At 73.2% G+C, this 11,958-nt stretch carries 8 protein-coding genes; all 8 read left to right on the forward strand.

Annotated elements, in window-relative coordinates; genetic code table 11:
* The first annotated feature begins 36 nt into the window (after positions 1-36).
* The 8 genes from bldG to tmk all read left to right on the forward strand — a co-directional run bounded on the left by bldG (position 37) and on the right by tmk (position 11,937).
* Entirely contained in the window at positions 37-378 is a 342-nt protein-coding gene (bldG, locus tag OG689_RS22675) for an anti-sigma factor antagonist BldG (protein WP_014178436.1), read from the forward strand.
* A 121-nt stretch (positions 379-499) separates the two neighbouring features.
* Entirely contained in the window at positions 500-916 is a 417-nt protein-coding gene (locus tag OG689_RS22680; protein WP_266322738.1) for an ATP-binding protein, read from the forward strand.
* A 443-nt stretch (positions 917-1,359) separates the two neighbouring features.
* Positions 1,360-1,728, forward strand: a complete 369-nt coding sequence (locus OG689_RS22685) for a cyclophilin-like fold protein (protein WP_266322739.1) — start codon at positions 1,360-1,362, stop codon at positions 1,726-1,728.
* Positions 1,729-1,879: 151 nt separating this feature from the next.
* A complete protein-coding gene (locus tag OG689_RS22690; RefSeq protein ID WP_266322740.1) occupies positions 1,880-2,620 on the forward strand; it encodes a small secreted protein in 741 nt (246 codons plus the stop codon).
* A gap of 204 nt (positions 2,621-2,824) precedes the next feature.
* Positions 2,825-4,372: a methyltransferase gene (locus tag OG689_RS22695; RefSeq protein WP_266322741.1), complete on the forward strand. Its 1,548-nt coding sequence runs from the start codon at positions 2,825-2,827 to the stop codon at positions 4,370-4,372.
* A 273-nt stretch (positions 4,373-4,645) separates the two neighbouring features.
* Entirely contained in the window at positions 4,646-5,137 is a 492-nt protein-coding gene (locus OG689_RS22700; RefSeq protein ID WP_323189321.1) for a DUF3592 domain-containing protein, read from the forward strand.
* A gap of 473 nt (positions 5,138-5,610) precedes the next feature.
* Complete coding sequence (gene topA / locus OG689_RS22705; protein WP_266322743.1) at positions 5,611-8,463, forward strand: type I DNA topoisomerase; 2,853 nt, start codon at positions 5,611-5,613, stop codon at positions 8,461-8,463.
* A gap of 147 nt (positions 8,464-8,610) precedes the next feature.
* Positions 8,611-11,937: a dTMP kinase gene (gene tmk, locus OG689_RS22710; RefSeq protein ID WP_266322744.1), complete on the forward strand. Its 3,327-nt coding sequence runs from the start codon at positions 8,611-8,613 to the stop codon at positions 11,935-11,937.
* The last annotated feature ends 21 nt before the right edge of the window (positions 11,938-11,958 follow it).

Here is an 11,958-nt window from a genome sequence, read left to right on the forward strand (position 1 = left end):
CGCAATGACGTAGCAAGGCAAGGTGCTGGAGGTTCCGTGGACCTGTCCCTGTCGACCCGTACAGTCGGCGATCGCACGGTCGTCGAGGTTGGCGGCGAGATCGATGTGTACACCGCCCCGAAGCTGCGCGAGCAGTTGGTCGAGCTCGTCAACGACGGCAATTACCACTTGGTCGTCGACATGGAGGGCGTGGACTTCCTCGACTCGACCGGTCTCGGCGTCCTGGTGGGCGGTCTCAAGCGAGTGCGTGCCCACGAGGGTTCGCTGCGCCTGGTCTGCAACCAGGAGCGCATTCTGAAGATCTTCCGGATCACCGGTCTCACCAAGGTGTTCCCGATCCACACTTCGGTGGACGACGCGGTCGCCGCGACCGACTGATCTCACCTTTTTGGGGCGGGTCGGGTCCGAAGGGCCTGCCCGCCCCGGCAAAGGGCCGGTTTCGTCCGGCCCTCGGGGCTGGCTGTCCAGCCCGTGGTCGGAGCACCCCGGAGGGGGAGACATGGCAACGGTCGAACTTCGATTCAGTGCGCTTCCCGAGCATGTGCGCACAGCCCGGCTGGTGGCCGCGGCGGTGGCCAGACGCGCGGGGGTCGACGAGTCGGTGCTCGACGAGGTACGCCTCGCGGTCGGCGAGGCGTGCTCCCGTGCGGTGGGCCTGCACCAGCGTGGCGGGGTGACGGGCGGCGCCGTCCGGGTGGCCCTCACCGATCAGGAGAAGCGTTTCCTCATCGAGGTCGAGGACGAGGCCGGCCCCGCGTCGGTCCCGGAGCCGGGCGCCGACGAGGACGCCGACGAGGACACCCTGGGCCTCGCGGTCATCACCGGCCTGGTCGAGGACCTTGAGGTCTCCCACGGCGCTCGTGGTGGCCTGATCCGGATGAGCTGGCCGGTGTCGGTCGACGCCCTGGCGCACTGAGCCACGCCGGCTGGTCCCTCCTGGCGGGTCCCGCTTCGACGTGCCCGCCTCCCGAACATCGCCGGCCGCCAGGTCGGTCCCTGCGCGGCGCCCGAGCGGCCGACGCCAGCCGATGACTTCGGGCTTTTCCGGCCCGTGGTGCCTGTGCCGCACCCCGCCGCTGCTCCCGCCGCGCCCGGGCTTCTTCCAGGTGCGCTCATTCGAGCGGCTCTGCGCGGCCGGCCCTGGACGTCCGGGCGAACAGCCCGAAGGTCGCGACCGCCGAGGACCTGGAGCCTCGCAGGCACCCGGCACGCTCCTGGCCCGCGTCCCCGGCGGAGCGTTGCGCGGGTTTCGCCGGAGCCGCCGGACTCCCTCCAGGGGTTGACAGATTGTTGAACTGAGCGGTTCTCTGCATTCTGGCGCGACCGGATCGGATCTGTCGGAGATGAGGGAACACCCCAATGCGGATGCGAATCCTGTGGCCTGCGGGTCAGACGACGGCCACTTTGCAGCCGACGCCCACCGCCAGGGCGATCTGGGAGGCACTGCCCCTCAGCTCCTCCGCGAACACCTGGGGCGACGAGGTCTACTTCGGGACTCCGGTCACCGTGCCCCTGGAGGACGACGCCCGGCAGGTGGTCGAGCCCGGCACCGTGGCGTTCTGGACGGACGGTGACAGCCTGGCGTTGCCCTTCGGGCCGACCCCGATCTCACGCGGCGGCGAGTGCCGGCTGGCGGGCCCCTGCAACGTGCTGGGCGCCTTGGACGGCGACGCGAACGTGCTGCGTACGGTGCGTCCAGGCGACTCGATCCGGGTCGAGCGGGCCTAGCCACGACCTGGCCGCCACCTGGCTACGACCGGCGACGGGGACGCCCCGAACCCGGGCCTGCGGGCCCCACCGGGTCCGCCGTCGGGACGGCCGGGCCGGGCGGGCGTAGTAGGTTCGCTGTTCGACAACCGCATCCGAAAGGGCTCCTCCGGTGAACAAGCGACTGCTGGCCGTACCCGCGCTGGGCGCGTTGCTCGCGTTCGGCGCTGTCGGGTGCGGCGGTGACGACAGCGCGCAGCTGAACGCGTGGGCGACGACTGTCTGCGACTCGGCGAAGGACCCGATCGCGCAGGCGCAGGCGGCGCTTGCGGATACCGCGCAGGTCAAGGAGGGCGAAGTCCCGGCCGATCTGCAGAAGCGGCTCTCGGACGACGTCGCGCGGCTGGCCAGGACCAACCAGCAGATCGCCGAGGCCATCGACAAGGCCGGCGCCCCGAAGGTCGACAACGGCGGGGGCCTGCAGAAGGACGCGGTCGACGAGCTGAACAAGGCGGCCCAGGGCTACCTGGAGGTCCAGAAGAAGCTGGACGGGCTGCCCAACGCGGACCAGGCGAAGTTCGCGGACGGGCTGCGCAGTGTCGGCGACCAGGTCCAGCAGCTGGCGACGCTGTCCACCCAGGCGCAGAACAAGTTGCAGAGCGGTGACCTGGGCGCGGCGATGGCCAGGCAGCCCGGCTGCAAGCCCGGTGCGCCGGCCGCCGCTCCTTCGGCTGCCGCTCCGTCCGGCGCCCCCGCGGGCGCGAGCGCCCCCGCGACCCCGGGTGCGTCCGGGGCGCCCGCCGCGTCCGGCGATCCCGCCGCCTCCCCCTCCGCGCCGGCGGCCGACGCCACCGGCTCCGCCGCACCCTCCGCCTCGGCGGCGGCCACCTCCCCGGCGGCCTCGCCGAGCTGAGCCCGCCCCACTGCGCTTGTGCGCACGGCCGGGCCTCGATCCTCGGGCCCGGTCGTCACCCATGCGTGCCCCCGTGCCCGCGGCACCGCCGTCCCGCCGTCCCGCCGCCCCGGTGTTCAGGGGGCCCGGGGGCCGGCGGCCCGCGGGCGGGCGTTCCGCCGTGCCACGGCGGGCCGTGCCCCGGCGTCGCGAGACAATGGCTGGGTGACCAGTAGCCCCGTTCTCGACCCCACCCGCCTCGCCAAGCTCCGCGAGGCGCTGCTCGCCGCCTCGTACACCGCTGACGGCTGCCTCGATCTGCTCGGGCCCACCGGCTACGCGGCTCTGGCCCGTAGCGAGGCGGTGCCGGCGCTGCGCGCCACCCGCGGGGGCAGTCCGCTGGAGACGCTGGTGCGGCTCTTCCTGCTGCAGCAGCCCGTTCCGTACGCGGCGGCCGCGGCCGCGCTGCCGGTGGAGGACTGCCTCGCGGACGGCTGGCTGAGGCCTGACGGCGACCAGGTGCGTGCCACGGTGGATGTCCGGCCGTACGCCAACGAGGTTGCCGGCCTGCCGAGTTCGGACTCCTGGGTGGTGTCCGACCTGGGCTGCGCGGTCGGTGGCGCGGGCGGTATCGGCTCGGGCGAGACCGCGCACGGGGTGGCGCGCAAGGAGTTGGTGCTGGGCGTCGGCGGCGCGTCCACCACGCTGGCGAACATCGCCGTGCGGCGGCCGGTGCGGTCGGCGCTCGACCTGGGTGCGGGCTCCGGCGTGCAGGCCCTGCACGCGGCGCGCCACGCCCAGCGGGTGACGGCGACGGACGTCAACGCGCGTGCGCTGCGTTTCACCGAGCTGACCCTGGCGCTGTCCGGTTTCGACAACACGGACACGGCCGAGGGCAGCCTCTTCCAGCCGGTCGGGGAGCGGAAGTTCGACCTGATCGTCTCCAATCCGCCGTTCGTCATCTCGCCGGGGAGCCGCTTCACCTACCGCGACGGCGGGATGGCGGGCGACGAGCTCTGCCGGAGCGTGGTGCGGGGCGCCGCCGCGCACCTGGAGCCCGGCGGCTACTGCCAGTTGCTGGCGAACTGGCAGCACGTCAAGGGCGAGGACTGGCACGACCGGCTGGCGGGCTGGGTGGCCGGCACCGGACTGGACGCGTGGGTCGTCCAGCGGGAGGTGCAGGACGTGGCCCAGTACGCGGAGTTGTGGCTGCGCGACGGCGGCGACCACCGCGGCCCGGGCGGCGACTACCAGGCCCGCTACGGCGAGTGGCTGGACGCCTTCGAGGAGGCGAAGGTCGAGGGTATCGGCTTCGGCTGGATCACCCTGCGGGCGAGCGGTGCGGACCGCCCGACCGTGCGGGTGGAGGAGTGGCCGCACTCGATCGAGCAGCCGCTCGGCCCGCACATCGAGAGCTGGTTCGCCCGGCAGGACTTCCTGGCCTCGCACGACGACGCGGGGTTGCTGGCCACCCGCTACCTGCTCTCGGACGAGGTCGTCCAGGAGCAGGTCGGGTCGCCCGGCGCCGAGGACCCCGAGCATGTGATCCTGCGCCACAACCGCGGCATGCGCCGAGCCACCAAGGTCGACACGGTGGGGGCCGGCTTCGTCGGGGCCTGCGACGGCACGCTGTCCGCGGGCGAGATCGTGGACGCCATCGCGCACCTGCTGGACGAGGACCGGGTGGTCCTGCGGGACCAGGTTCCGCAGTCGCTCCGCTTGCTGACCGAGCAGGGCTTCATCGAGCCGGCGGGCCTGTGGCCTGAGGACTGACGGCTGAGCGGCGTACCCGGGGCGGACGGCACCGCCCGCGGTTTGCGCTGCCCTGCCCCGGGCCGCCCGGCCCGGCCCGCCACTGCGCCGGCCCGCCGATCCTCGTCCGCGCGCTCCGCCGGCCCGCCGACCCTCCCCGCCGTTCACGTTCCCGTTCCCGCCGGTTCGGCTGTCGTACGGCGGCCGTCGGTCGGGCGTTGTCCCTGCGCTGCGAATCTCTGTCCACAGGCTGTGGACGGAGATTCGCGGCGGACAGGACGGGGGAGGGGCGCGATGGAGACACCCACGGGTTCTGCGGCGGGGGTCGTGCTCGTCCTCTTCGGAGGCGCACTCCTGTTCTGGTGCGCTGTCGAAATGCGTCTTCGCCACCGGGTGCGCCGCCACGGGGTGCCGGTCTCGGCGCGGGTCGTCGCCGACGAGGATCTGTACGGCGCGCTGGACAGCGCTCCGCTGCTGTCCTTCGCGACCCTGCCGTCGGTCGGGGCCCCGGGGGTTTCCGGCGCCTCGGGCGGGGCGGTGGGCTCGACGGGCCGGGGTGAGGTGGTGCTCGCCAGACCGCGCGGCCACACTCCGCTGTGGCGCCCGTCCGGGCTGGCGATCGGGTCGGACGTCCGGGTGGCGTACGACCCCAGGCGCCCGGGCCTGGTGGTGCTGGCGGCCGGTGAGGCCGGGTCGACGCTGGCCAGTGACGTGTTCTGGACGCTGCTCGGCGCGGGGAGTCTGGCGGGCGGCCTTGCCCTGCTGGCCTTCCTGGCGGGCCGCTGAGAGTCGTCGGGGGGCCTGGCCGAGGTCTGTCCGGAGATGCGCGACGGGGCCGGGTACATCGGTGGACACCAGGGCTGACCTTGGCCGTTCCCGGTCGGAGCGTTGCGCGGCGGGGATCTTACGGGCCGCCCGGCAGCGGGCTCGCGGCGGAGGCTCGTGGGCGCGCGACGGTCGGCGAAATCATGATGACAGATTCTGAAATCTGTTATTCCATCCTTCTTAAACCCGCCGAAGCACCCCCTCTGCGCGGCACGATCCTCCATCATCGGGTTACCGTTCGAGTGGCGTAGGTCGGCTTTGCCGGTGAAAAAGCGGGATCCGTCCGTTTGACAAGGGTGGCCGGGGTACGGTCACACTCCGCTGGTGGGGTCGTCGCGCAGCGGCAGCCCCGGACGCTGGTGGGGTCGGGCGGAGCGGCATCCGTACTGCCTGCGCCGACCAGCCCACGTAACGACCGGGAGAGAAGAGCGAAGGTGTCCCCGAGCAGCGAGACCGCGCGCAACGGCCAGCGACTCGTGATTGTCGAGTCGCCGGCCAAGGCGAAGACGATCAAGGGCTATCTCGGCCCCGGCTACATCGTCGAGGCGAGCGTCGGGCACATCCGCGACCTGCCCGGCACGGCCGCCGAGGTCCCGGACAAGTACACCGGTGAGGTGCGTCGCCTCGGTGTCGACGTCGACCACGACTTCGCGCCGATCTATGTGGTGAACGCGGACAAGAAGTCCCAGGTCACCAAGTTGAAGTCGCTGCTCGCCGAGTCCGACGAACTCTTCCTCGCCACCGATGAGGACCGCGAGGGCGAGGCCATCGCGTGGCACCTCCAGCAGGTGCTGAAGCCCAAGGTGCCGGTGCACCGGATGGTCTTCCACGAGATCACCAAGGCCGCCATCCAGGAGGCCGTGAACAACCCGCGCGAGCTGAACCAGCGCCTGGTCGACGCCCAGGAGACCCGCCGGATCCTCGACCGCCTCTACGGCTACGAGGTCTCGCCGGTCCTGTGGAAGAAGGTCATGCCGAAGCTCTCGGCCGGCCGCGTCCAGTCCGTCGCGACCCGCCTGGTGGTCGAGCGCGAGCGTGAGCGGATCGCCTTCCGCACCGCCTCGTACTGGGACCTCACGGCGACCTTCGCCACCGGCCGGACCGCCGCGGACGCCGCGAACCCGGAGAACTTCGGTGCCCGGCTCGCCACCGTGGACGGCCGCCGGATCGCCAGCGGCCGTGACTTCGGCTCGGACGGGCAGATCAAGAGCGCCAACACCCTGCACCTCGACGAGCAGGCCGCCCGCGCGCTGGCCGCCGCCCTGGAGCAGACCGCGTTCAGCGTGCGCAGCGTCGAGTCCAAGCCCTACCGCCGCTCGCCGTACGCGCCGTTCCGCACCACCACGCTCCAGCAGGAGGCCAGCCGCAAGCTGGGCTTCGGCGCGAAGCGCACCATGCAGGTGGCCCAGAAGCTGTACGAGAACGGCTTCATCACCTACATGCGTACCGACTCCACCACGCTCTCGGACACGGCGATCTCCGCCGCCCGGGCCCAGGTGACGCAGCTCTACGGCGCGGACTACCTGCCGGACGCGCCCCGCACGTACGCCAGCAAGGTCAAGAACGCGCAGGAGGCGCACGAGGCGATCCGCCCCTCCGGGGACCGCTTCCGCACCCCGGCGGAGACCGGTCTGAGCAGCGACGAGTTCCGGCTCTACGAGCTGATCTGGATGCGTACCGTCGCCTCCCAGATGAAGGACGCGGTCGGGCAGTCGGTGACCGTGAAGGTCGGCGGCGCCTCGGCGGACGGCCGGGACGTCGAGTTCTCGGCCTCCGGCAAGATCATCACCTTCCACGGCTTCCTCAAGGCCTACGTCGAGGGCGCGGACGACCCGAACGCCGAGCTCGACGACCGCGAGCGCCGGCTGCCGCAGGTCGCCCAGGGCGACCCGCTCTCGGCCGAGCAGCTGAACTCCGAGGGCCACTCGACCAAGCCGCCGGCCCGCTACACCGAGGCCTCGCTGGTCAAGGAGCTGGAGGACCGCGAGATCGGCCGGCCGTCGACGTACGCGTCGATCATCGACACGATCATCAACCGCAAGTACGTCTTCAAGAAGGGGACGGCGCTGGTGCCGTCGTTCCTCTCCTTCGCGGTGGTCAACCTGCTGGAGAAGCACTTCGGCCGGCTGGTCGACTACGACTTCACCGCGCGGATGGAGGACGACCTCGACCGGATCGCCGCCGGTGAGGCGAAGTCCGTGCCGTGGCTCAAGCGCTTCTACTTCGGCGAGGGCGAGGGGCACGCCGTCGGCGGCGCCGCCGAGGCCGGCAACGGCGACGGCGACCACCTCGGCGGTCTGAAGGAGCTGGTCACCGACCTCGGGGCGATCGACGCCCGCGAGATCAGCTCGTTCAAGATCAGCGACGACATCACCCTGCGGGTCGGCCGCTACGGCCCGTACGTGGAGAAGGCCTCGCAGGTCGAGGGCGAGCCGGGCCAGCGCGCCGACATCCCGGACGAGCTGCCGCCGGACGAGTTGACCGTCGAGCTGGCCGAGGAGCTGCTGGCCAAGCCCAGCGGCGACTTCGAGCTGGGCACCGACCCGGTCAGCGGCAACCCCGTGGTGGCCAAGTCCGGCCGGTACGGCCCGTACGTGACCGAGATCCTGCCCGAGGGCACGCCGAAGACCGGCAAGAACGCCGTGAAGCCGCGGACCGCCTCGCTCTTCAAGACGATGTCGCTGGACGCCATCACCCTGGAGGAGGCGCTCAAGCTGCTCTCCATCCCGCGGGTGGTCGGCACCGACCCCGAGGGCCAGGAGATCTCCGCGTACAACGGCAAGTTCGGTCCGTACCTCAAGCGGGGTACCGACTCGCGCTCGCTGACCGACGAGGAGCAGATCCTCACGATCACCCTCGACGAGGCGCTGGCGATCTACGCGCAGCCCAAGCTGCGCGGCCGGGCCGCCGCCGCCCCGCCGCTCAAGGAACTGGGCACGGACCCGGTCAGCGAGCGTCCGGTGGTGGTCAAGGACGGTCGCTTCGGCCCGTACGTGACCGACGGCGAGACCAACGCGACCCTGCGCAAGGACGACGAGGTCGAGACGATCACGCCGGAGCGCGGCTACGAGCTGCTGGCCGAGAAGCGGGCCCGCGGGCCGGTGAAGAAGGTCGCCAAGAAGGCACCGGCCAAGAAGGCCACCGCCACCAAGACGGCGGCCAAGAAGACCACCACCGCGAAGAAGACGGCGGCGAAGAAGACGGTCGCCAAGAAGACCGTCACCGCCACCAAGACGGCCGCCAAGAAGGTCGCGACGAAGAAGAGCACCGGCTCCGACGAGAGCTGACCTGCCGACAGTCACCGCGGGCCCGCCCCTCCCACCAGGGGGTGCGGGCCCGCAGTCTGTCCGCGAAGCGTCACAACCGTGCAATGAGCGGCATCCGGAGGCCCACTCCTTCCTTTTGCGGGCACCGCAGACCGCTACGCTGACCGTATGACGAGCGAGGAGCAGCCCACCCCCAGCGCCGCCGTGGCCGCGGGAGCCGCCACCCCCGACCTCCCCGAGGTCGCACCGGCCGGGAGTGCGGGTGAACGGGCCCGCGCACTGCTTCGCCTGCGCCCCTACCGACGCCTCTGGACGACCCAGCTGATCGGCGGCACCGCCGACCGGCTCGGCCTGCTCGTCCTGCTGGCGCTGACCGTGATCGCCGCCGCGCTCGGGCAGCAGTTCGGCGACCTGCCGCGCAGCCTGGCGTTCGCGGTGTCCGCCGTGTTCGTGGCCCGGCTGGCCGCCACCCTGCTGTTCGGCGCCGCCCTGCTCGGCCCGCTGCACCAGCTGGTGGGTACGAAGCTGGACCGCCGCTGGACGCTGCTGGCCACCGACGTGCTGCGCGCCGTGCTGGTCGGCCTGGCGCCCTGGTGGGTGATCTGGTTCCCCGCCACGACGGCGAAGCCCAGCACCGGCGCCGCGACCTACGCGCTGCTCGCCACCGTCTTCGTCACCGGCGCCGCCGAGCGGATCTGGACCGTCGGCAAGGATGCCGCCGCGCCCGCGCTGCTGCCCCCGGTGAACCCGCACGCCCCGTTCGCCGAGCAGCGTCCGTCCGCCGCGAACCTCGACACCGTCCGCACCCTGGACCTGCGCACCGGCTGGGCCACCCTGCCGCTCGCCGCCGCCGCACTGGTCGTCTTCACCCTGCTCAACAACGTCTTCGCGGCGCTCGGCTCGGACTGGCTGCGGAGCCACCAGGCCACCTGCGCCGCCCTCGGCGCCGCCGCGCTGTTCGTCACCTCCGCCGCGCTGACCTACCTGCAGGACCTGCCCGCCGGGCCGGTCGCCGTCGCCCCGCGCTCGCCGCTGCAGGGTCTGCGCGCCCCGACCGACGCCACGTCCGGCCCCGCGCTGCGCAAGGGCCGGACCGGATCGGCCCCCTACTTCACCTTCGCGGTGGCCGCCGCCTACTCCTCGCTGGCGGGTGTGGCCTCGCTCGCCCTGCTGACCGCGGTCGAGCACCGGGCCGGCCCGATCGGCTACGGCCTGATCGTGCTCGCCGCCGCCGGCGCCCCCGCGCTGGGCGTCCGCCTCACCCGGGCCACCCTGCCCTCCTTCTCCCGCCGCCGGCTGCTCGCGCTGGCGCTGCTGGTCGAGGGCGTCGCGCTGATCCTGGCCGGCCTGGTGCTGGACTTCGTGCTGGTCCTGCTGCTGACCACGCTGGCCGGGCTGGCCGCCGGGATCGTCGTCTCGGCCGGCCGCTCGCTGCTCGCGCAGGAGGTGGAGGAGGCCCGGCTGCCCAAGGTCACCGACCACCTGTACGCGGTGCTCCGGGTGGTGGTGTCGCTGGCGCTGATCGCCGTGCCGCTGATCGCCGCCGCCTACGGCAACGTGATCGTCGGGGACGTGAAGCCCGGCGGGTTCACCTTCATCCACGGCGGCGCGGCCCTCGCGGTCGGGACGATCGGGCTGCTGACCCTCGTGCTGGCCGCCGTGGTGCTGCTGAAGACGGACGACCGGCGCGGCACCGCACCCTTCGTGCGGGACCTCCTCGACGCGGTCCGCGGCACCAGCGGCCCGGCGCCGCACCGCACCTCGGGCACCGGTTTCTTCATCGCCCTGGAGGGCGGCGACGGCGCCGGCAAGTCCACCCAGGCCAACGCCCTCGCCGAGTGGATCCGCAGCAAGGGCCACGAGGTCGTGCTGACCCGCGAGCCCGGTGGCAGCCCGGTCGGCCAGCGGTTGCGCGGCCTGGTGCTGGACGTCGGCAACACCGGCCTCTCGCACCGGGCGGAGGCGCTGATCTACGCCGCCGACCGCGCCGAGCATGTCGAGAACGTGATCCGCCCCGCGCTGGAGCGCGGCGCGGTGGTCATCACCGACCGCTACATGGACTCCTCGATCGCCTACCAGGGCGCCGGCCGCGACCTGGCGGCCACCGAGGTCGCCCGGATCTCCCGCTGGGCGACCGGCGGGCTCGTCCCCGATCTGACGGTCGTCCTGGACGTCGACCCGAGCGCGGCCCGCGAGCGGTTCACCGAGGCGCTCGACCGGCTGGAGTCCGAGCCGACCGAGTTCCACCAGCGGGTCCGCTCCGGCTTCCTCGCCCTGGCCGCAGCCGACCCCTCGCGCTACCTGGTCGTCGACGGCAGCCAGCAGCCCGGCGTCGTCACCACCGCCGTCCGCCACCGGCTCGACCGCGAGCTGCCGCTCTCCCACCAGGAGCGCGCCGCTCGGGTCGAGCAGGAGCGACTGGCCCGCGAGGAGGCCGCCCGCCGCGCGGCGGAGGAGGCCCGGCTGAAGGCCGAGGCCGACGCCGCCGAGCGCAAGCGCCTGGAACTGCTGGAGCAGCTGCGCGCCGAGCAGGCCGAGAAGGACCGCCTCGCCAAGGAGGAGGCCGACCGGATCGCCGCCGAGGCCGCCCGCAAGGCCGCCGAGGATGCCCGGCTCAAGGCCGAGCAGGAGGCCCGCGAGCGGGCCGAGGAGCAGGAGCGCCGGCGGGTCGCGGAGGAGGCCAGGCTGGCGGCCGAGGCCGTCGAGCGCGAGCGGCAGGAGGCCGAGGCGGCCGCGCAGGCGGAGCTCCAGCGCCAGCGCGAGCTGCAGCGTGCCGAGCAGCGCCGCCGGGCCGAGGAGGCCCTGCAGCGCGCCGAGGAGGCGCGGCTGGCGGAGGCTGCCGCTGCCTCCGCGGCAGCGGCGCCGGTGGACGTGACGGCGGAGCTGCCGCAGGTCGGGGCGGCGGACATCACCCAGGAGATCTCCGAGCGGGACCGCCAGGCGGCGGTCCGGGCGGCCGCCGAGGCCGAGCGCGCCGCGAAGGCCGCCAGGACGGGCGGATCGTCGCCGCTTTCCTCGGCCACCCCGGCATCTCCGGTTCCCCCGGTGTCCCCGGCGGACGAGACGGAGCTGCTGCCCCGGGTGTCCGCCCCGCTGGACCGGACGGCGGTGCTGCCGAAGGTGCCGTCCTCGGACGGCGACACCGGTGGGGCCCGCGGGGCCGGCGCCGGTGAGGGCGCGGAGGGTGCCATAGCGGGTGCCACCGACCGCACCTCGGTGCTGCCCAAGGTCGAGTCCGGCGCGGACCAGACCCGTGAGCTGCGGGTTCCGGCATCCCAGGGAGCTTCGACGGTGGAGGCCGACCCGGCCGAGGAGCCGGCGGCCGCGGCGCGCCCGCGCCCCTCGTGGGCCGAGGAGACGCCGATGGACGACCTGCCGAGCCTGACCGACACCCTGCTGGGCTCCCGCGAGGAGTGGGCGCAGTGGCAGCAGCCGGCTCCGGACGAGGACGGCGACGCGGACGGCCGCGGCAAGGGCCGCAAGCGGCGCCGCTGAGCGTCCGCGGCAGGCGGCTCC

The sequence above is a fragment of the Kitasatospora sp. NBC_00240 genome, assembly GCF_026342405.1.
Taxonomy (GTDB): domain Bacteria; phylum Actinomycetota; class Actinomycetes; order Streptomycetales; family Streptomycetaceae; genus Kitasatospora.